Genomic DNA, 21783 nt, shown 5'->3' with positions numbered 1-21783 from the left:
CCCTGCTGCAACGCTGAAAGCCGTTTGAGCAGGGATTTCACGGGCGCAGTACCAGTGCCGTGCGTTCCTCAATATGCGTGAAACAGAAGTCCGGCCTGAATTGTGCCATTCTCGACCAAGGCTGGAGAGAGTTCAGGAGGCAACTCGACTACGAGGTGACGTGGAACGGCGGCATGCTTCTGGCCGTGCCGGCACACAATACCAGTCGCACTTACCCGTGCTGCGTTCATGTATCGAAAGACAATCGGCAAACACAAGCGAAATTCTTGTGCATCGATTGCGGTTACGAAAATCACGCCGCTGCAGTCGGGCAGCTCGATGAAGCAGGAACCCACCGAAGCGACTGCGCAAATTACTGCGTAGCGCCGTAGGAGTCCCTTCCTTCAGGGAGGGGAGGATGTCAAAATAGAAAATATTAAATTATAATCATCGCTATTGTTATTATTTTATAAATCAGGGGAATGTTTTGTCTAAGAAATTATTGGCAACTGTAACCACCTGCGTCGTACTTCTATCAGCTTGCTTGATTCCAGAATCGTTCAAGGCAAAGGCCGAGTTTGACAAGAATGGAAATTACACGTTTAGCTACGAGGGAACGGTAATGCAGGCCTTAGCTGCTGCAGAAGAAAGGCGGACTGGTTCTCTGCGAGCAAAGGATGAGGAAATGCTAAAGGCAGACGTTGACAAGATGAAGAGTAATCAAACGGTCCAGTCGGCTGACTATCTAGGACATGGTCGCTATCAGTTAAAACTCTCAGCGAAGAAAAAAGCCGGTGAAAACCTAAAAATGATGGATTTCTTCTCTGTCACTTATGCAAACGATGGGATCATCACTATTTCTTCTCCAAAGCTAACCACAAAAGATGTACAGGAATTATCCAAACTTGGGATTAAGATAGATGGGACATTGGAAGTCAGTCTTCCAAGAAATGCGACTGTGATTTCTCACAATACTACCAGCCAACCAAAATTCTTCGGTCTTTTAGGTGATTATTCGTGGAAAATTGGCTCTCTGGATCAACGCCCAGAAATGAAAATAAAGCTAAATTGATTCAAAAAATGCTTACTAAATCGAGTGTGATGATTTTTTTTTCGCCTCAAGCTCTGCCAGCAATTTATATTCTTGTTTGATACCCTTGTAAGCACCAATGATAGGAGCAAACATACCTCGTGGTGTTTCTTTCGCAGCAATCAGGATTTGTTGAATAACGCGTTTCATCTCAAAATCTCCTACAAATATTGACGCATTCCGTGCAAATACTTTACCACGAACACAAAAAATGTATGAGTGTTGCTGAAAATTTAGTCTTTGCGCTTCACTAGCATGGTGATAATGCACGACTTCGCCTCATTCAGCACGACCACCCTGTCCGTACTACATCGAGGTATTGCCGCACGGTACCCCCCCATTTTTAGCAGGCGCTAAAAGTAGAGACTATGCGGCCAAGGCCAATTTCTGTATCGGCGTGATGCTGACCTGCCCCCCCCAAATTAGTACGAAACCAATTTAGAGCCCACATTAATAAACTGTCTATAAATTGATTCGGCGTTAGATGGCCTATCCAGCTTTACTGTCGTTGCTCATTAAATTTCTAACGCCACTCATCTCTCGTTTCGCTTGCGTAGCGCAGAGAAACGAGCTCGGGAACAAAACATGAAAACTCTGATTCCACTGATCAATATTTAGGAAGAACTCGTTGACAATATCAGCCATCAGGCGGATGGTTTCGATCCCGAACTGCTCCTGGAAGTTCTTCTTCTGACGGATGGAGATTTTTCCGAGCCAGTCGATGTTGAAACACTACTCACACAACTTGCAGACAAAGAGTTGTCGTAAGTCAGGGCGGGGATCTCGCCAAATCCCTCACCCTTCCGAGTCAATTTACCGCTTCACTTATGAATGCGCCGCATCTTTCTCTCACAACCTTCAGACTGGGTGTTGAGTAAAATAGTTGTCGTCGGTAAGCTCGAAAAACAACTCACCGTCGGGGCTGACATCTTGCGGCGCTGGATTCCAGAAAGTCACTGTCTCAGCCGCGTCGGTGACCAGCGAATGTAAAAAGGGCGACTTTTCCATCGCGGCCAGCAATTCTTCCTTTAATACGCCCGGCAAACAAAGTGGCGCCAGGTTGAGCTTGTCCTCGATCGACGACATGCTCATGTCGCGCACCCGATCGTTGACGAACTGCTGCAGATGAAGGACATCGGTGTGCAGTTTCGCGTCCTGGCTCGTCAATTGCATGATCGCCGGTGGTGCTTTGCACCGCAACTCGCAGACAAGATAAGCTGCTCGGTCCGCTCCGCCAGCCACAGCATATTGCAAGGCAAGCTGCGGTGTTGGGCTGGCGTAGACTGAGTGGCGGCGCGATGGCTTGTCCGATGGCCGGGCGAACTCCAGCAGATTATCGACGAGATAGGGGATATTACTGGGTAAACGCCTTCCTGGATTGCGCCGGATTATTTTGCCTTCTTCGTAAAGTTGACGCGCGACGGCTCTGTAAAGTTTCAAATTAAAACTCCCATGATTGAATTGTTCTGAGACTTGACGGGATTGTCATTTCTTACACTCTGACAACACCTTGATTTTATTAAGAAAGTTCAGCCACCAGACATCGCTCTGCCGTGACTGATAACACCAACTCTGCCGCCATTTGTGCCCGCGTTAGCGCAACAAACAGCTTGCGCCGCGCCGTGTCGTCAAGCTCGGCGAAATCGAACTCCGTGATGACGACCGCGGGCACACTCTGTCCTTTGTACCGATACACGGATTCGACCAGCAGATTTCCCGAGCTCCAGCACGGCTCGCCATTACTGTCGTATTCGCCGGTGAAATGCCTAATGGAGTAAGGACCCAGCGTCGTCTTCCTGGTCATAACTGACTTTTCGCGTCCGCGTCCGCTCACGACGACGATATCCTGCAGGGAAAATCCACGTCCCAGCAGGTTTTGCACTGCGGCGATCGTAGCGTCCACCAGTTGCTCGTCCGAGCTATAAGTCTGGATGCCGGGCACATGGCCTTTGTACGGATTCATGCTCCGAACGGGCGGACTGACCAGCGCTAGTGCATTGATCAGGTCGCAGATCATGCGGGGGCTGCGGAAATTGTCGCGGCAATCGATGGTGACGGCGTCGCCAATCTCGAATTCGCGCTGCTGGTAGAGGCGCTGGTCGCGGTCTTCTAGTACATACAGTTGTCCGCCTGGCTTAAGGCGGCTGCACAGGCTTGCCACCCAGTCTGCGTCGAAGTCTTGGGCCTCATCGATGATCAGCAGGTCGAGAGAAGGCGCAAAGTTAGAGCTGGCGTCGAGGTAGGCCTGAGTCACGGCCTGGAATCCCTCCGCGTTGAAGACTGGCTCTCCATTAGTGCGGCGGTAATGGTCGACGCACAGTTCGTGATAGTTGAGCACTTCCACGCGCGCTGTGGCGATGTGGCGGACATGGTCGGCCAGGCTACGGTTGTAGCAAACGTAACTGGCATGTTTGCCAGCCGCGGCAGTGTTCTCCAGCAGTTGCAGAGCGAGCTGGGTCTTGCCCGAACCAGCCGTAGCCTGAATACGAAAGGCGCCTGACGGCGAACCAATGCGTGGCACCCAAGTAGCAAGGCCATCGGCCAAGCGCCGCACGGTTCCCTGCAACTGATCACGCAGCACATCGACTGCCGGGACTGCGCGGAACTGGTTGAGCAGCAGGCGGCGCAATGCAGGACGGTCGACCTGGCTGTGTACCGCTCCCAGCCAGCTACACACGGTCGACACCATCTCCGGATAGCGGGGCGCGTCGATGATGCGCTCACGCGGAATAGACACCACCTGGCTGTCACCCAGATCGTAATCGGGTAGCACCAAGCAGCACAGCAATGGTGTTTCGAGCTTGGCTTCACGCAAGCGATGCAGGATTGCACTACGCTGGTACTTGCCTTGGCGCGCCACATCGCTGATGCCATCGGCGTAGATCTTAAAGATCTCGCCATCGCGCAGGAGCACGGGACCGGCCTTGATTTCCAGTAGTAGCAGGCAGCCATCTGGCGCTAGTACGATCAGGTCGATCTCGCCATAACTGTCTCGGTCATCGTGAACCGAGTGGAGCTCGACGCCGTGAAAGACTTCGAATCCTGCCGGCATGTAGTCGCGCAGACGCTCCAGCACTTCTAACTCGCGGTAACGTCCGGCGTCGGTGCGTAGGGGAGGGAGATTACTGGGAGTGAGGTCGGCCATGAATGCTGAATAAAAAATGCAATATTTTCCATTATCAACATATTCACTTACCGATTGCAACTATCGATTGCACGCTGGAGAAAAAACAACTTGAAGTGCAAGGTGGTCAGCAGCTAAATGCCAGCCGCCCTATCGCAGGCGATGCTCATGGCATCAACGCCACTGTGCTCGCATTCAATCTCGGTCGAGCAGCGTGGTCAATAAATTGCCTGTCCATCTGCAAACACCTATTGTTTTTTTTTCACCAATCAAAATGAATCAGACATTTAATTATCGTTTTTTATGCAGTGGTCAACCAATGTCTTTATACGTATTGCAGCGTTTGCATGGCTTTCTGCATTTTCTCAATGAATACAGTAGACTCACCATGCGTCATGATTAACTCATGCGTCGCCCTAGTCATTGCAACGTAAATTAAGCGCGCCTCGTCTTGTAAATCTTCCTCAGAAAAAGTGCCTGATCCAAGTCCAGGAATACAAACCATCGGAAATTCAAGTCCCTTACTACTATGCATTGTGATCAGCTTTACGCTGTTTTTCTCGGGATTAAACGGGTTACTTCTACCCATTTGTGACTCATATGGAATATTTCTTCGCTTCAACCTATCTATGAGCATGTTACCGATGTAATAGTGCCTGCAAATAATGGCAATATCGTTCCATGCAGTTCCTGTTTTGTTCGCTTCAATCAACCTCTCTGCAAGATAGTCTGCTTCTTCAATTAACGATGGAAGTTTGATCAACAACGGCTTTGGCCCCCTGCGCCCCGTGCTCATTGGTAGAAGCGTGGGAGCTTGATCGTCTTCTGCATCATTTTCCGATAGTAAGTCATCTGCAAATGCCCGTGCCACAGATAAAATTTCAGCTGTATTTCTATAATTTAGCTTAAGTATGGTGGTCCGCCCCTTAGCCTGCACACCAACGCTTGAGAAAGAAAATCGTAGTTTTTTCTTTTTAGAGTAAATTGATTGAGCATCATCGTAGAGCACAAGTAAGGAATTCGACTCTGGGTGAATCATTTGTACAATCAGCTTGAACCACTCAGGCTTGAAATCATGACCCTCATCGATTAATACCGCATCATATTGCGCGGACGGGATGAGTTTATTGTCGACCGATTTTATGAGCCTTTCAACGCATGCTTCAAAAAAGTCGGTTTTGTTTTCGTTCTGAGGTGGTGTTCCAACGTGATACGCATTCAGTTGGCGAACGCACCAAGCGTGGAAGTTAACCACGCTAACCTTGTGCTGTAATCCTTTTAGCCTAATAGTGCTGCCAAGTTTTGTAGCTAAGGTCTTGTTATAGCAAAGAACCAAAATCGGACGTTGACATAGTTTCGCAAGGTGTTCTGCTCGATAGCCTAATATCATTGTTTTTCCTGATCCTGCTACTCCATGTATGACCCGATGACCTTCGCCAAGGCTGCGAGCCAACTGCTCCTGCTGCAGATCCATCACTTGTAATAAGTCAGGAATCTCAGTCATCTTTTGCCCCGTAACTTCAAACATATCTTGCTGGGCGTCGATTCGGATCTCTGGAAACATGTGCCAACGAATACGGTCAATTTGAGGTAGCGAGAGTTTTCTGGTGAATTTGATTGGAAACATTTCCCAAAGGCGATTTTGAAATGTCTCAGCATCAACGCTCTCTGTCATTTCATCCTGACAAATGACAAGATGGGGCGGAACGACTTCGCAGATATCGGTACTGTCGAATTGCTTGCGACTGATATTGGTCAATACAACACCGTGTCCGTATGGAAAAGCAATTTTCCCTTTTAACGATCCACTTGGCCATATTAGCTGTGGGTCTCGTTCTAATAGGTTTGTGACTGCAAGCATGTATTGACGAGCTTGCACTAGCGGATTCAAAACATGCTTTAGTCCTTGACTGGTGAGGATGCTGGCATTTTGTTTATCGATACTCTGTATGGTATCGAGTTTCCAGTCTTTTATTTCTAGCACTAACAATCCGCGACTAGGATGAAAGACGATAAAATCTGGGTGTTTGGTTTTTTCCCCAATGGAGACGTCATACCAGCACAGGTAATCAGCCTCCAATTTTTCTTCAAGCCGGAACGCAAATCGTCGTTCGCCTGGTGTCATTCTGGAGGAACATGAACCTATCGCAGGAATAAGAGTTGCCATAAAAAAGCTTTCATTCAGACAGACCATATTACACGTGTAATTATAAAATTAACACTTTTTGGAAATGTTATTCGAACAAGTGTGTATCAAGAATGGAAAGACATTTTTGTTCGCATTTAATATGTCAATTTATTGCATGTGACGTATCGAGCATTTCCGTTTGATAGCATTTCGCCGTCTTATAAAGAAAAGTATTTAATAGTATGGAGTGTATTACAGATGATATATTCGGTGACTTATGAAAATGCTGAAAAAGGCCGTATTCTGCGCAGATATTGTATTTATCGTTCGGTGAGTAATTTAATCTAGCTACCTGGCGATAAGGGAGATAGCAAAATGAAAGAATTTTGGGATGGTTTTATTTCTGCGGCAAAAGAAACTCCTCGCGGTTTTTTTTCGCCTTTAATTGCTGTTTGGAGACTTCTCTGTGGCGTCACCGATTCAGTTTTGAATAAAACTGATCACAAAATTTCCTGACTTCGGTAGTAGAACAAATGTCGAAATTCACTTAAATCTGAATTTTGTTCATCTGACACTGAAATTTTGGTGTAGTGGTCAACCCATCCCGGACACTACGTTAAGTTTTTCTTCAGTGACGGCCGGTGCCAGTCCTTGATTGAACTGATGTGGCCGTATCCAGTTATACCGGTGCATCAGGTCCTTTGCCAAAGCTTTCAGTTTTTCTCTATCCATTAAAATGTCCATCGGTAATTCCTCGCTCGAGAGGTTAATAGACCGTGGACATTTACACAAATTTATTTACAGGCTCCATTAATTTACAATTCATTTAACTGGGCAAGCAGTTACGTATTTCAGTGTATCGTCGAAACAAACGTTATTTCTTACGCTAACGTCTACCGCATCACTTAAGTTAAAGAGATGATCTACTTTTGCTCCTATTACATAAAATGATAACCCTTCTACTACTACGCTAGAAATTCGTTTTTCTTGTTTTCGGCTTCCTGGCATAACTGTAATTTTTGGGAAATTTCCAGTTGTTGATACGCCATCGATAGTAATGCCTTTTAGCAAAAAACTGCCCAGTCGGTTTATATTAATAAAACTACCATCTTTGTTTAAATTGTTTACAGCAAATCTCCCACCTTGGATTGATACATTCATTGGAAAACCAGTTAAATCTTTGTTTTTTCCTATTTCAAGAAGCCGACTACTTCCCTCGCTGTTAGAATCTACAACGCTAAATGGTCCATAGGCCCCATCAAAACAGAAGTTAGCATCACCCCACCCTCCTTGAAAGCCGCCCACAACTGAAATAAATCCAGTTTTAGCATCGACAAAACATCCGTTATTTCCGGGAGCACCGTAGCCATTCACCGAAATCAAACGATGCTGGTGTGATTGGGTATGTTCAATAGAAATTCCGGCGTTAGTGATGTTATTCAGAGTCACATCAAATATAGTTGACATATCATTATTTGCATCATCACCGAATCTATTTGTAAACCTTATACCGTAAATCAATCCATTCAATTCCCTCCCCTCCATGCGTACATGATCAATCGAGTTCTTAGAGGATGGAATCACCTGGCCTTCACACCCTGATTTATTAGTAAGGTCGCTAGTAAATTCCATTCCAGCTTGGAGTGGGTGTAGGATTCCTTTAGGACTAGAGAAAATATTGAAATTTTCAAATCTCATATGGCGACCGTTAATCACTAAGAACATTGGTATGTTTGGGGGACCTACCCAATTAAATGCAGCACCCGCTCCATCAAATACACCATCAGAAGAGTTGCAAATAATTATGGTCTTCGAGATATTGTATGCACGCTTTTTATCAGCAATAATTAAACCAAAGCTTTCGGTATTTCTGCTGGCATAATTGATCGCATTCTGCATACATGAATTGTCATTACTTTCTTTTTCACAAAATTCGCTTAGTCGAATAAGTGACATATCACCTGCATAAGTCTCACTTGGGCTAATTAAAGCTACTATAAATATAGCAAATAACAATGAGAGGGAAGAATTCAATGGTTTTATTGTTAATTTAATATTTTTAAGGCGTATGCTTTGCATTGAATAATTTCCGTGAGAATTTGAAATTTCAGGTATTTCTCTGAAGTTTTAGTAGAATATCTCATCAACAATTATTTTTTTTATCAAATAATTAATAATTCGTATTTATTTTTCACCCGCACACAAAATTACTCAGCTGATTGCAAGTTATGCTGCAGTGCAGGATTAAATATCTTTTTTTGGTATGCACAGCATGGGTCATTTAAAAGAAATTTCTCGGAATTTTATCGTCAGAAGAAAATTAGTCGCAGTCTGTTATTTCATCTTTGCGTGTCTGTTCGTGGGGTCAGCATTTGCAGATCTAGTCGGTTTTTCTAATAATTTATTCGACTACGTCGCCAAAAAATTTGGCTGGGAAGCGCCTGGTCGCCTGAAAATCATGCAGACCACGGTACGGGAAATGAAAACGGCCGGCGGCCCAAATTTCATCAGCAACGTTCAAAAGTCGACAAACGGCAATATTGAGTTTCCATTCATACGTAAAACCAATGATTTTTATAATCAGGTGCCGTACTTCTCGGATCTTGAACATTGGGGAGTAGATGACTATTGGGCGACGCCTGTCGAATTTGTCGCCTCGTTTGGCGGAGATTGCGAAGACTACGCCATTGCCAAATACATGACCTTGAAAGAACTTGGCATTCCGGTTGATCGACTCAGAATTACTTACGTTCGAGCAATCAATATTGGTGAAACCCATATGGTTCTTGCCTACTACCCCACCCCAGACGCTGATCCGTGGATCCTCGATAATTTAATCCCTGAAATAAAACCCGCCTCTCAAAGAAAAGATCTGATACCTGTTTACAGTTTTAACGATGATGACTTATGGCTACCGAATGGTGCTACACGCAAAGGCGGGGCAACCACAGTCCGTCTGTGGCGCGGCGTCATTGAAAAAATGGATAAAGAAAGCAGGATGTAAAAAATCTGGCGTCCTACGCAACCATGCCAAGCACATGTAGGCGGCTTCCGGGTGTAGTCAGTGCATGGCTTTCAATACATCCTGGCGCGCAGCATTTCTCAAACCGCGGAAGGCTTCCATTAATCTGCTTTGCTGGGATGCAAAGCGCTGATTACCGCCGTGCGTCATGATGAAAAACAAAGGAATCAGCGTCACCGCATCGTTTGCCCCAAGGTCCAGTGCCCGATCAATTTGAGTAGCAATGGCGCTATCATCTCTTTGCAACAAGAATGATGCCAAAGCCAGATTAGCCCAGGCAGCAGAAGCCATTGGACGCAAGCGGATACTGGTTTTGTATTCCGCCTCTGCTTTTTCCAGATTTGCATGAACTTGCTGAGCTGAGGCGGCAGATTCTGATGTTGTCGTTTTCACCGAGCTTCGAATCGCGTACATGTAAGCCAGGTCTTCATGCAATTGTGGTGAGCCGGGCGCAATACTCGCTACCTCATTAAACTGATCGAATAAATTCTGCCAGCTTTGTTGGTCAATTTTCCCACCCTGGCTTTTGACGCCAATTAAGGTGTCTCGTGCTTTCAGATTAATCGCATCTGCTCGGCCGACATCCATCATATAAACAGCGTTAATCGCCGCAAGCACACTGACTGTTGCCAGCATTCCGGCCGTGCCGATTTGTCTGATTGTAATTTTGGGCATGAACCGCAGTGAGTTAATTCGTCGTTATCGTTAATTACTGAATGCTTGCTGGAATGCTCGAAGCCGATGCCAGAGGCATCAGTGTTTCCGGGTCGATTCCCAGAATTTTTGCAGGCCTGTCCAAAACCATTCGTTTCGCAAGACGGTTACCGAGAATATCGGCCACGGCATCACGGCCTTTAGCCAGATCTGGAGGGCGATGATTGGCATTGTGAGCATCGGTTGCAATAATCCAGCCCATTTCCTGTTCCAGCAACTGAGTCGCCACTTTTTTCGCCTGCTTGCCAAAAGCTCCATAGATGGAGCCGGCCGTAATCTGCAACCAGCAACCCATATCGACGTAAGGACGAATCCTATCCGGGTCATCCATCACATATTTGTTACGCTCGGGATGGGCGATCAGTGGCCTTACCTTCATGCTAAGCAGTTTGGAGACAAATTGCTGACTACCTACTGGAATGGCTTCATGTGGGAATTCGAGCAGCACGATCTTATAGCCGTCGACTTCACCCAGAAATGGCACTTCATCCTGCTCAAACAACGCGAGCGACTCGATAGACAGACGAACTTCCCCGGCCAGAAACAGCTTGAGCGGGATGTCGTTAACTTTCAACAAGTGCTGAAATTTTACGAACGTCTTTAACAGGCTGGTTTTGGTGTTAGGGTAACGCCGCGGATGAACATGCGGCGTCAGCGCTGCTACACGAATGCCATTCTTTACGGCAGTTGCGGCCAGAACCAAGGCCTCGTCAGCCTCTTCCGGCCCATCGTCCACACCTGGTAAAAAATGGCAATGTAAATCAATCATGATGGATCACTACTTAAAATCAAAGCCAAAAATGGTTCAGGCTTTTTCAACCTTGGCGCCATAGCCTTCGCCATAGCCATACTTGTCATAGCCATACTTGCCATAACCAGAATATTCGCCGTAATACTTCTCCGCCTTTTTGAAGTCCAGGTGATTTAGCACCACACCAAGAATCTTACCTTCAGAACGACGCAAGCGCATCAGGCCTTTTTTCGCCAGTTGATAAGGCGTGTCAAGCGCTTTTACTACATACACAACCCCGGTTGCCATTTTTGACAATACCAGTGCATCACTCACCAATTCCACAGGAGGCGAATCGATAATAATGATTTCATATTCTTTCGACAAAAAGTCTATGGTGTCTTTGAAACGATGAGACAAAATCAATTCCAAAGGTTGCAATACCGAAGTACCCGCTGAAATTACATGCAGATCTGTGCCATCTACCTTTTTAGCACATTCTGCCAAACTTGCTGTACCGGCGACCAAATCTGACAGGCCTTTTGCATTTGGTTCCAGGTCCAGACCTTTAGCAACGGCAGGACGACGCATATCGGCATCGATCAGCAGGGTTTTCTTGGTATGCGAATGCGCAACTGCCAGGTTGATCGAGAACGTTGTTTTACCTTCACCAGGCACGCTCGAAGTCACCAGCACAATCTTGTTATCGAGATCGATGGCCGATAACAAAATACTGGTCCGGGCGGTTCGAATCGCTTCTGAATAGATCGAACGCGGGTCATCAATGAAAATATGAGCAGACGACGTACGATCAGCTTCTTTTCTATCGAGTAATGGCAATGTCGTAATTAACGGGTGCTTTAATTTTGTCTCAACGTCAGTCGTGCTCTTTAAAGTATTATCGAGCAAGTCGATTAATAACGAAGCGGCTACAGCGGCGAAAACTCCTAAGAAAAATGCTACTGTAATTATTTGAATTTTTTGTGGCTTGATTGGAACATTACCAACTTTTGCAATATCCACAATTCGCCCAACAGGATTTTGCAAATCTGCTGAGATGTTTGTTTCTTTCGCACGTTTTAAAAATAAATCATAAATTTGTTTATTTGCATCAACTTCCCGTTCAAGAATATTCAACTGAAATTCTTTTTTATTGATATTTTGAACAGAACCTTTGGCCTGGTTCAAAGTCGCTTCCAACATACGTTCCGTACCGCGAGCCACCTCATACTCGCGAGTAACACTTTGTACAACTGTGTCCACTTGACGACGTACGTTTTCCCGAGCAGTTTTTACCTCACCTTCAGCCTGAACATACTTCGGATGCTCATGTCCATAACGTTGTGCCACCTCAGAAAGTTTGCGCTCAGCTTCACTTTGCGCCTTAATGGCATCTCCTACTACAGAATTACGCACCACGGCGGGCAACGATGAAAGATCTGAACCTTTTGGTGCATTCTTAATCTGATTATAAGCATTTTCAGCTTCCGCTCTACGAAGCCGAGTTTCGACTAAACGCTGAGTCACTTCCTCGATTTGCTTACCAGCACCACTTTGAGCTGCACTTTTAACATCAACAATACCGGCTTGATCACGATAAGCTTGCAGATTTCTTTCCGATGAGTCTAATTTTTCTTTGACGGCACTCATTCGTTCTTGTAACCAAGTACTCGCGCGTTGCGTCATTTGAAATCTAACATCCAGATCAGAATCGACAAAAGTGTTAGCCAATGTGTTAGCTACTTTAGCTGCTAACACTTTATCGGTCGATTCAAAACTAATTTTTACCAATAAACTGAGCCTGATTGGTTCTACCTTTAATTGTTTTCGAAATTTACTCAAAACTGCGCGTGCTAACAACTCATCGTCCCATATTTTAGGCTTCGCCTCGGTATACCCAATGGAAACTAAAATCTGAGACAGAAGGCCACTCTCACTCACTCTTGGATCAAATTCGGGAACTTCCCATAATTTCAATTTTGAAATTGTTTTTAGCGCGATATCTGGAGACTTAATAATTTCTACTTGAGTCAAAAAATAGTCTCTGTTATCGGAGAAATTGCTATATACCTCATCTATCTGAACAACTTTGGGTTTTGACGTATCAATTAACAACGTTACTGTAGAGTTGTAAACCGGAGTCATAACAAAAACAATCGCCATTGTCACTATAGCAACAGCGAAAGCAAAGGCAAGAATTGCCCATTTCCTCTTAGATATACTTTTCCAATATTCTACAAAGTCCAGTTTCACTTCCTGTTCATGGAGTTCTTTTGAAACTTGTGGATCAATGCTTGAATTTGCCGGAATAACTGATGTGTCCATTTAAGGCCGCACTTAATAAGGTAATTAATAAAAAAGAGAGTGATAGTCGCTTCGGTTTTTAAAAAAAACTCTCTTCAATTGTTAGAATATCGCCAGGACCTATAACCGTATTCAAATCAACTTTGACAGGTTTCTGAGCTTTGTCACCTTCGCGAATCACGTACATCTTGGATGACGATGCACGCTCTTTGAAACCACCAGCTAATGAAGCTGCTTTTCGCACTGTCAGGCCTGGCTGGTAAGGATAACCACCTGGTTTTTCCACCATACCATTCACATAAAACGGGCGATATTCATCGATTTGAACTGATACTCTGGGGTTAACCAGATAGCGTCCTTTTAAACCCTCTGTAATTAAGCGTTCCAAGTCGCCAACAGTCATTCCAAGCACCCGCAATTCACCCAAAACCGGGTAAGGGACGGTGCCTGCATCTGTCAAACGGATTTTTTCCTTGCTTAAATCATCTTCACCAAACACGCGGATATTGACGACATCGCCAGCACCCAACCGGTAAGAAGAGTATGCCGAACTACTTCCGGGAGCATTGCCTTGTTGCGGTACAGGGTCTGAAGTAAATGTTGACTGAGCTTGTACGGCAAACGACAAAAGCAGACAGCTTAAAAAACCGATTACAGATCGAAATTTCATAGAGATTCTCAATATATACAGCCAGCATCCCACACTGGGACTACTGGCCAGATATAAAAAATACAATTATTGGATTATAACGTGCTTTCTACGCCAATAATAAACACATTTCGGGTGAAATCAAAGCCAGGAATATTGGAGCTACGATTGGTGCGATTGATCTGTGCAGACAGGCGCAACCAGCGGCGCAGGTCGTAAGTTAAACCGATACCTGCATTGTGCAGATCGTCCTGGCGACCACCATTGGCATAATCCGATTTAACCAGACCCAGATTAACTCTGGATGCCATGAAACTGGTCCATTTATGGGTCCAGGTAGCGTTGTAGTTAGTATTAACCACATAGTCGCCGATACCTGTTGAATCGGACGGGATTTTCGAAGTAACCAAGTCAAGAGTGCTATAGGTCAGCGGACTCCAACGGATCTGCCCTTCCCATGCGACGCCGCTATAATCCGAACGCAAATTCGAATCAAAATTTTTCTTGGCATAACCCACCTTAAAAATACCAGTCGTCGCTGCAGTCGCTGTCCAGGTAGCACCCACCATCAGACGACGGTCGGTATTGCTGTTGGAAGAGATATCGGTAACGTAATCAGCCTTGATCTGTTTGCCTTCGATCAGCAACGAAGTTTTTGGCGCTACACGATAAAAGAAACGTGCAGATACGGTGGACAGGTTAACATTCGAACCGAGTGTAGCGGTTTCGTTATTGTCGTAACGTTTGTGCTGTACAGAGCCATCGACCTCAACCCGGCCTTGTGCATCTTTTGCACCATAAGCGAAGATACCGGCCACAGTTGGTGCATGCCATTCATCTGGTGTTGCAGTCAAAGCACGGTCAGTGGAACCGCGTGGATCGGTGCTTTTAACGTAATCGACCAGCCAGCCGAAACGAGTGCGTGCATCAAAAATATTGTCGCCAGCCACTTTGAAATCATGGTGGTTGAAATTATCGGCAGAGCTGTCCTGATAACGGGTGTAATCGCCCAGATAGCTGATGGTGTAACGGTCGCCGTGGTTTTTCAGTTCGCCAATGATTTCTGGCTGCAGGCTGTACAGCGCACTGGAAATAGAGTTACTGGTCGAACCGGTAACGTTATCGTTACGGCCAGCATACAAGCCAGCGTCCAGATACACGTACAATCCACCATAAACAATTGGTGCACCTTTTGCCGGTACGGTCATTAAGCCGGCTTCGCCGGTTCCGAGCCGGCCGCCGCTCAGTTCATAACTCGGTGTAAATGCCTGTTGCGACAGGCTGGTGGTATTGCTCAACACATTCGAGCTGTTCAGCGAGGATGTGGTGTTAACCGGGGTTTCGTTCACCTGGTTGGTTACCGGCTTGTTTTCTGAGGTCTCGGATTTAACTGGTTCTGCAACTTGTGCGTTCACCATTTGGCTGGCAACTACCAGCAAACCGAGCGTCGAGCATTTTGCTAATGAACCGAATTTTTTTTCCATGATTAACCTCAATAAATAGTCTTTATTACTTTAAGCGATTTTTTGTGCAATGACACAAACATTACATGTTTCACAAAGTAATACGTAATAAACAATAATAAAAATAAACAAAACAGTATGGAATCCGGTATATGCATCATCAAAATGGCCACCATACCAAACACTGCAAAACTCAACGAAGCAAAAAATAATATTTTTACAATAACGGGTACGTCAAAACCTAAATCCTGCAATACGTGATGAATATGCGTTCTGTCTGCTTTAAACGGGCTCTGTTTGTGCAGTATGCGGCGCAACATGACGGCAACGGTATCACACAGAGGAATCGCCAAAAACCATAACACTGCAGCCGGTTTAACGATTCTGTTTGTACTGTCGCTGACCTGAATCGATATCCATGCAATCACAAATCCCAGAAACAGACTACCGGCATCACCTAAAAATACGACTGCGTGCCTACCGTCGCGAGTTCGCAAATTCAACGACAGAAACCCGATAATCGCAACGATCAGTATCACCAGCACGCCGGCTAATGCCGTATTACCTTCCACCATTGAAACGACAGCAAAAACCAGCAGCGGGACAATCGATTGCGTGCCGCACAGTCCGTCAATGCCATCAATCATGTTAAAGGCATTGACCACACCCATCACACCGATGATCGTAATGACCACGCCCCATGGCCCCAGCGCGACATCGCCATATCCAAACAAATTACCCAGGTCGACCAGCCTGACATGTCCCCAGAACATCATCAGCAAAGCCGCCATTGCCTGGGCAATGAATTTAATCTTGGAACTGAATTCCCGCATATCGTCCAGTACGCCAACGATAAACAGGAATAAAGCGGCAACCCAAAACGAGGGATGCAATGCTGAAGCGTACCGGAATCCGAACACGACAGCGATAAAAGCAAAAACCACACCTATTCCGCCAATCACCGGCGTGGGCTCCTTATGTTGCTTTCTCCCCCTGGGGATATCCTGCAACGATAAGGCCTGCGCGAACGGCTTAAGGCTCTTTAATGCAGCTATGGTTGCAAAAAACACAACCACAACCGCGAATAAGTATCTCACATTTATTAGAGCAATATCAAGAATCATTTTTTTCTTCCTGGTTCTCTCTATGCTTTTTCTGGCTCACCAAGGAAATATCCCTGGCCATAATTCACACTGTCTTCAAACAACTGCATTTTCAGTTCCTGCGATTCCACATTCTGAGCAATCACAGGAATCTCCAGCGAAGCCGCCAGCCTGATGATGGAACGCAGGTGATCATGAGCAACCGGGTTGTCCAGAATGCCTTTCACCAGGCCGCCGTCGAGTTTGATGTAATCCGGCGGTACTTCACGCAAAACTTCCAGAGAGTGCGAATCCAGCCCAAAATGGTCAATACCAAATTTGACGTGGTGCTGTCGCAACACATTGACGAAATCGCTGGTGACATCAATATCACGGGCGCATCCCATTTCGCTGAGCTCGAAGCTGAGCATGCGACCAAGGTCCCTTGCATGCTTCAGTTTGTCTGTCAGCCATTCAATAAACTCCGGATTGGCAATTGACTGCACAGAGATATTGATTGCCACTTCCTTATATTTATTGCCTGCGGCGGCCAGCATATCGAGCGTCGCACTGATCACCGCCTTATCGATGTCTTCCATCAACTGATGACGCAGGGCCATCGGCATGAATTTGCCAGCCGGCACATATTTGCCATCCTTATCGACCAGACGTGAAAATATTTCATGCTGAAACAGTTTACCGTCTGCCAAAGAAACAACAGATTGCACAAACAAGGCCCAGCGATTTTCGGCCAGCGCATCAACGATCAGCGAGCGCCAGGCGCCGGAACCCTCTACCACGGAGGTGTCGCTGGTTTTAAACAGGACGGGTTCTCTGGCTGCACTTTGACGCGCAGTTTCAATGGCCATATCCGCTTTGGTAAAAATCTCGGGGCGGATCTTATCCGGAGTAAATTCGCTGCCGCCTATGCAGAAACTCATCAGCTTGTGAATATCGTTCAGCTGGAAGTAATCCTGCAAACTGCTACTGAGCTCAATCAGACTGGTCTGTACCCAGCCCAGATCTTTTTCGAGCAGTACAAACGCGAATGCTGCGCCGCCAATACGACCGGAGATGCTGATATGACTGCCGAAACTTTCCTCAACCTGCCTGGTAATGGTGGCCAATACGGCATCACCAGAGCGATAGCCGCGCGCATTGTTGAACTCTTTCAGGCCATCGATCTCAAGTACAAAAATAACCGCTTCGGAAAAATTCTTTTCGTCCAATAAATGATTGAAACGCAGATCAAAGCCCTGGCGGTTATCGAGACCGGTTACCTTGTCGGTATAGGCTTGCTTGCGATAGTCTTCGGCTTTGGCAACTTCAGCATCAAGTATCTCGGAAATTTTGCCGGACATCGCATTCATTGCAGTGACCACCCGGCGCAGTTCACGTGCAGAAGGCAGCACTTCGATCCTGGTGAAGCGTTTGTTGCGAATTTCCAGTGCAGCATTTTCGATTTGCAGCAGGGGATTCAGAATCAGGCGCAGCAATAGAATCGTCAGCACAATTGAGATCAGGTACATCGAGATCATCCACCACATCGCGTTCTTGAAACTGGCCCACAGATACTGATACGCAAAAGTAGGCTGACTGACCACCACCAGTTTGCCTAACTGACGCCATCCCGAAGAAATCAGCGCTTCGCCTGGCGGCGTATCGAGCGGCAGAGCATGCGAAAATAAACTGGGCACATTTTCGATGGCAACCGGCATTTCTTTGCTGATCAGGGTTTCGCCACGCGGCGAAATCACCATGATTTTCTGAAAATAACCACGATCGAACATCGATGAAATCTGAATCTCTGCCAGCACCAGATCCTGTTTGGATAGTGCATCTTCGAGCGATTTGGAAAGGCTGGTGGCAGCATCCTGCGCATGGGAGGCCAGCTGCTGTTTCAGGAAGTCTTTGGTCGACAGCACCGACAGGGTTTGCAAGCCGAAAAATACGACTGCAAAAATAATGGAAATTGCGATCAGAAGCTGTCTTCTCAAAGTCATGGTGTCACCAGGGTTGCAAAACGGAACTAAGTTATTATAAAAACAATATTGTTTGCGAAAAAAAAAGTAAATCTGTCTTTCTAGCTATATCGTCGGTTACAACTAATTACTTGAATTACAGAATTTACTAATTTTTTACAATTATCTTATAAAATCAGACCCTCTGCATGCTTTTTATGCAGAAGGTATCCCCCGATTGATACTCCTTAAGCTCTGGAAGGTAATTTATAGGCCAACCATGAAAGGCTGATGACAACTACAAAAGTTAGTGCATTTGCGGGAATTTGCAAATTAAAATCAACCCAACTATGTATGGCGATCGCAACAATGCCCATGGCCGAGCCAAATGCCACACCTCTCGCCATACTGGAACGGCGCGTGTAAATAGTCTTAATGGCAACGAACAGACAGCTCAGACTGAGCAACAACATACTGGCCGTAGCGATTAACCCCATATCGGCTGTGATCTCTGCATAGTCGTTATGGGCATGATCGAAAAATGCCGTCATTTCGGAGCTGCGATAACGAATGAAAGCGTCATAGTAGCTACCGCCGCCGGTGCCAAACAACGGGAAATCCCGGATCAGGTTCAGGCTGTACTTGGCCGGTAAAGTACGCTCTTCTATCGTCTCTTCGGTGTGCACATCACTTGCCACCAGCTGGGTTTCATGAATCCGGCTGACCACTTTTTCCAGCCCGACCCAGGTACCGATCACAAACACGTCAACAATGACCAGACTCAGAATCAATGCGGCAGTTGCCGGCGCGTTTTTGCGGGAAATCAGTACGGTCAGTATGCCTACCACCAGCATGGCGCTGAAAAAGGCCGTATTACCCATTCTGGAGCGTGTTAACACCAGCGCAATTACCATAACAACCAGCATCAGCCTGAAGCGCATTTTGCTGCTCATCATAAAATTCAGCGCAGCCACAATTTTCAGTTTCCACCCTGGGTTACTCGCACGATGATTACCCAGCTTGGCAATCATCAAACCGATGCCCAGCGCCAGCGTCATCTCCATATAGCCGGCAAAGTGATTGCGATTGACGAAGGTACCGATGACGTTTTCATGCAAAATCTCATTAAAGAAGATTCTGTAATGGGCGCCGAAAGAAAACAGAATAATGCCCAGCATGGCCTGAAACAGTCCGCTCCAGACCAGGGTTGTCGCCAGGGTATTGATACGTTCGCTATCCCTGACCATCAGGATGCACATCATGAACACCATGAAATACGAGCAGGTCAAGGCCAGCATGATGCGACTCTGATAAACGTCCAGCGATAAATGCATCGCCCCCTGCAGACCAGCCAGGCTCTGGACCCGGTAGGCTTCCGGTGAGAAACTCGCAACCAGCGCATCCGGCAAGGGCAAGACTTGTAGGACGGAGATCAGCACAAATACAAAAAACAGGCCGATTGGCAAGGCAAATGTTGCCAGCCGTTTGCACAGCCAGTCCCACTGCCTTAACCAGTGAAACATACCCCAGCAGAAAATCAATGTCACGCCCAGCACTAGTATGGCAATTGCCCAGGTACGGTTACTGGCCAGCGGCAAAGGTGCGTACACCAATAGAGCAAGTAAGGCGACAAAGACTCTTCTGTCGGCAATCTCGCTGTGATCGGCGTTGTCTGCTGAAGTGCTCAATTTCATTCGTAACTTTTTGATAATATTTCAAGAACAAAAAAAGGTAGCAGCGCTACCTTTTTTAGTAAAACCCGGTCCGGAGATTAGCTACCACTCGCTTTAGTAGTAGAACCACCGCTACCGCCGCCGCTGAAGGACGAATTGTTAGAACCAGAGAAGCCGCTGTTTTGGTTAGCTGCGATCTGGTTATTGTTGTTATTGTTTGCTGCAGGACCTGCTGCAGAAGCAATCGCAAAGTTAGCTGCGTTAGTTGCGCCAGTGTTGAACGCTGCCGCCAATGTTGCCTTGGTGGAAGAATCTGTAGTCAACGCGTTAATTACGGTAGTCTGGTCGAAACCCAGCGCGCCGGCAGCAGTAGCCAGTGTCGCTGCATCAAACTTGGACTCCAGTGCTTTAACTGCATCAGCAACGCCGTCAGCTTTCACATTTTGCAGGGCTTGCATAGCAGCAATAACCGATGCGGATGGTTGAACCGCCTGTGTGTTTTGCGCCATGACAGCACCACCAGGAATAACTACCCCAGCTGCCAGGGCAAGTATCGCTTTAGCTACGAACTTATTCATTTCTTCTCCTTACCCTTCATAGGGAACTAGTTACATAAAACAAACTTAACGCAAGTATAGATTAAAAATGGTTTTTAAAAAAGAAAAAGCTCAAAATTTAAGCAGTTAAATTGTGGTTTTTTTGATGAATGTTGTTTATTTTGACATTCTTTTTAATAATTAATTTAAGAATTAAAAAAACATCCCTACTATCATGCATGAAATGAATTGATTGCTTTATTTGGGGAAACGTTTCATTTTTTTGTGAGTCATCACATATCGGATTTCCCGCCACATTCATCTGTGCGGAATTTTTAGAGTCAACTTAGGTAAATACATTTGAATTAATTACATCTGAATCAATGGCTTAACGAAAAGTAATTCTACAAACTATGCTGCACAAAAGCTTTACAGACCTTTACCAGTAAGGAGTATTTTTGTTTTGTAGAACGATTTCCCGTATTTAAAACGGCTTTTTTTGGTATCCATTGGATACTGCGGTAAGGTAAGATGGCGAGACTTACCGCATATAGGGCTCAATATGGAAACCGTCAAATTATCTAGCAAAGGTCAAATTGTTATCCCAAAAGCAATGAGGGATGATATGCATTTGCCTCCGGGTACAGAGTTTGTCGTCAGTATGACTGCAACTGGCTTGACCCTGACACCGAAGACATTATTTCCTAAAACGTCAGGTAGGGAAGTGCGGGGTTTTTTAGCGAAGCGAGGTCGCGCTTTACCTGATGATGCAGACATCAAAGCCAGAATCAAGGCTAGGCTGAAGGCACAAGACGATGCTAGCAAGGAATGAGCGGCATGATTGCAATTGATACCAACATCCTTGTCCGTTATTTGATGAATGACTCTCCAGCACAAGCAGACATTGCAGAAAAGCTGTTAAACGGCGCTGAGCCATGTACCGCACCGATAACCGTCTTTCTGGAGTTGGTTTGGGTGCTGGAATCTTGTGATTGTGAGCGCCCGGAAATCGCTAAGTCGATCAGACTGCTTTGCGGCATGGAAAATTTTAAACCACAAAATCTGGATGCCCTTGCTTATGCACTGCATTGGTATGAAGGCGGGATGGATTTTGGTGATGCATTACATTTGGCTATGAGTGCAAAAGAAACTGGTTTTAAGACATTTGACAAAGCCTTTGTGAAGGTTGCAAAAAATGTGAGTGCATATCCTGACGTTAGCGCACCTTGAATTTCCCCAACTGATGGGAAGCCTTATGATTAAAGGGTTTCTGGCTAGGGTCTGTTGACGTTTGAACGTAAGCCTTTGAAAAAGAAAGGCAAACTCGT

The 21783-nt window shown here is 46.0% G+C and carries 22 protein-coding genes; 7 read left to right on the top strand and 15 right to left on the bottom strand.

Going from position 1 to position 21783, the window contains the following annotated elements; translation table 11 throughout:
- The first annotated feature begins 173 nt into the window (after nt 1–173).
- A complete protein-coding gene (locus ACOTSW_RS16405) occupies nt 174–371 on the top strand; it encodes a hypothetical protein (protein ID WP_423682354.1) in 198 nt (65 codons plus the stop codon).
- 95 nt (nt 372–466) lie between these two features.
- The gene (locus ACOTSW_RS16400) at nt 467–1051 is read left to right on the top strand and encodes a hypothetical protein (RefSeq protein WP_423680156.1); all 585 of its coding nucleotides are present in this window, start codon (nt 467–469) and stop codon (nt 1049–1051) included.
- Between the two features lie 15 nt (nt 1052–1066).
- Here the strand turns inward: ACOTSW_RS16400 and ACOTSW_RS16395 are convergent, their stop codons facing one another.
- From ACOTSW_RS16395 to ACOTSW_RS16385, 3 genes are all read right to left on the bottom strand, one after another.
- Nucleotides 1067–1339, bottom strand: coding sequence for a hypothetical protein (locus ACOTSW_RS16395; RefSeq protein ID WP_423680155.1), 273 nt, complete (start codon nt 1337–1339; stop codon nt 1067–1069).
- A 588-nt stretch (nt 1340–1927) separates the two neighbouring features.
- The gene (locus ACOTSW_RS16390; RefSeq protein WP_423680154.1) at nt 1928–2509 is read right to left on the bottom strand and encodes a hypothetical protein; all 582 of its coding nucleotides are present in this window, start codon (nt 2507–2509) and stop codon (nt 1928–1930) included.
- Between the two features lie 79 nt (nt 2510–2588).
- The gene (locus tag ACOTSW_RS16385; protein WP_423680153.1) at nt 2589–4214 is read right to left on the bottom strand and encodes an ATP-binding domain-containing protein; all 1626 of its coding nucleotides are present in this window, start codon (nt 4212–4214) and stop codon (nt 2589–2591) included.
- Nucleotides 4215–4216: 2 nt separating this feature from the next.
- Here ACOTSW_RS16385 and ACOTSW_RS16380 point away from each other — a divergent pair, with 2 nt between their 5' ends.
- Nucleotides 4217–4471 (top strand): hypothetical protein, encoded by a 255-nt coding sequence (locus ACOTSW_RS16380; protein WP_423680152.1) that lies wholly within the window; start codon nt 4217–4219, stop codon nt 4469–4471.
- A gap of 47 nt (nt 4472–4518) precedes the next feature.
- Here the strand turns inward: ACOTSW_RS16380 and ACOTSW_RS16375 are convergent, their stop codons facing one another.
- Nucleotides 4519–6360 carry a DEAD/DEAH box helicase gene (locus ACOTSW_RS16375; protein ID WP_423680151.1) on the bottom strand — a complete coding sequence of 614 codons (1842 nt, stop codon included), beginning with the start codon at nt 6358–6360 and terminating at the stop codon, nt 4519–4521.
- Nucleotides 6361–6696: 336 nt separating this feature from the next.
- On the opposite strand from ACOTSW_RS16375, the gene ACOTSW_RS16370 reads away from it, so the two are divergent.
- Nucleotides 6697–6837 (top strand): hypothetical protein, encoded by a 141-nt coding sequence (locus tag ACOTSW_RS16370; RefSeq protein ID WP_423680150.1) that lies wholly within the window; start codon nt 6697–6699, stop codon nt 6835–6837.
- 78 nt (nt 6838–6915) lie between these two features.
- On the opposite strand, the gene ACOTSW_RS16365 is transcribed toward ACOTSW_RS16370, so the two are convergent.
- Entirely contained in the window at nt 6916–7065 is a 150-nt protein-coding gene (locus ACOTSW_RS16365) for a hypothetical protein (protein ID WP_423682381.1), read from the bottom strand.
- A 78-nt stretch (nt 7066–7143) separates the two neighbouring features.
- The gene (locus tag ACOTSW_RS16360; RefSeq protein ID WP_423680149.1) at nt 7144–8400 is read right to left on the bottom strand and encodes a hypothetical protein; all 1257 of its coding nucleotides are present in this window, start codon (nt 8398–8400) and stop codon (nt 7144–7146) included.
- 193 nt (nt 8401–8593) lie between these two features.
- Between ACOTSW_RS16360 and ACOTSW_RS16355 the strand changes: the two genes are divergently transcribed.
- Nucleotides 8594–9325 carry a transglutaminase-like cysteine peptidase gene (locus ACOTSW_RS16355; protein WP_423680148.1) on the top strand — a complete coding sequence of 244 codons (732 nt, stop codon included), beginning with the start codon at nt 8594–8596 and terminating at the stop codon, nt 9323–9325.
- 57 nt (nt 9326–9382) lie between these two features.
- On the opposite strand, the gene ACOTSW_RS16350 is transcribed toward ACOTSW_RS16355, so the two are convergent.
- The 9 genes from ACOTSW_RS16350 to ACOTSW_RS16310 form a co-directional block, all read right to left on the bottom strand.
- On the bottom strand, nt 9383–10018 hold the full coding sequence (locus ACOTSW_RS16350) for a hypothetical protein (protein ID WP_423680147.1): 636 nt from the start codon (nt 10016–10018) through the stop codon (nt 9383–9385).
- Nucleotides 10019–10052: 34 nt separating this feature from the next.
- Entirely contained in the window at nt 10053–10826 is a 774-nt protein-coding gene (locus tag ACOTSW_RS16345) for a tyrosine-protein phosphatase (protein ID WP_423680146.1), read from the bottom strand.
- A 36-nt stretch (nt 10827–10862) separates the two neighbouring features.
- Entirely contained in the window at nt 10863–13112 is a 2250-nt protein-coding gene (locus ACOTSW_RS16340; RefSeq protein ID WP_423680145.1) for a GumC family protein, read from the bottom strand.
- Between the two features lie 58 nt (nt 13113–13170).
- A complete protein-coding gene (locus ACOTSW_RS16335; protein WP_423680144.1) occupies nt 13171–13761 on the bottom strand; it encodes a polysaccharide biosynthesis/export family protein in 591 nt (196 codons plus the stop codon).
- 74 nt (nt 13762–13835) lie between these two features.
- The gene (locus ACOTSW_RS16330; protein WP_423680143.1) at nt 13836–15224 is read right to left on the bottom strand and encodes an outer membrane beta-barrel protein; all 1389 of its coding nucleotides are present in this window, start codon (nt 15222–15224) and stop codon (nt 13836–13838) included.
- 8 nt (nt 15225–15232) lie between these two features.
- Entirely contained in the window at nt 15233–16300 is a 1068-nt protein-coding gene (locus tag ACOTSW_RS16325) for an MraY family glycosyltransferase (RefSeq protein ID WP_423680142.1), read from the bottom strand.
- Between the two features lie 47 nt (nt 16301–16347).
- A complete protein-coding gene (locus tag ACOTSW_RS16320; protein ID WP_423680141.1) occupies nt 16348–18288 on the bottom strand; it encodes a bifunctional diguanylate cyclase/phosphodiesterase in 1941 nt (646 codons plus the stop codon).
- A 206-nt stretch (nt 18289–18494) separates the two neighbouring features.
- Entirely contained in the window at nt 18495–19940 is a 1446-nt protein-coding gene (locus ACOTSW_RS16315) for an O-antigen ligase family protein (protein ID WP_423680140.1), read from the bottom strand.
- A gap of 77 nt (nt 19941–20017) precedes the next feature.
- Nucleotides 20018–20497: a hypothetical protein gene (locus ACOTSW_RS16310; protein WP_423680139.1), complete on the bottom strand. Its 480-nt coding sequence runs from the start codon at nt 20495–20497 to the stop codon at nt 20018–20020.
- A 520-nt stretch (nt 20498–21017) separates the two neighbouring features.
- On the opposite strand from ACOTSW_RS16310, the gene ACOTSW_RS16305 reads away from it, so the two are divergent.
- Both ACOTSW_RS16305 and ACOTSW_RS16300 read left to right on the top strand, forming a co-directional pair.
- Nucleotides 21018–21287 carry an AbrB/MazE/SpoVT family DNA-binding domain-containing protein gene (locus ACOTSW_RS16305; protein ID WP_423680138.1) on the top strand — a complete coding sequence of 90 codons (270 nt, stop codon included), beginning with the start codon at nt 21018–21020 and terminating at the stop codon, nt 21285–21287.
- 5 nt (nt 21288–21292) lie between these two features.
- Nucleotides 21293–21685, top strand: a complete 393-nt coding sequence (locus ACOTSW_RS16300) for a type II toxin-antitoxin system VapC family toxin (protein WP_423680137.1) — start codon at nt 21293–21295, stop codon at nt 21683–21685.
- Nucleotides 21686–21783: the final 98 nt, after the last annotated feature.

This window comes from Undibacterium sp. WLHG33, from assembly GCF_049544815.1.
GTDB lineage: Bacteria > Pseudomonadota > Gammaproteobacteria > Burkholderiales > Burkholderiaceae_D > Undibacterium.
Note: the sequence above shows the minus strand (reverse complement) of the source record. Positions and strands in the feature narration are given on the sequence as shown.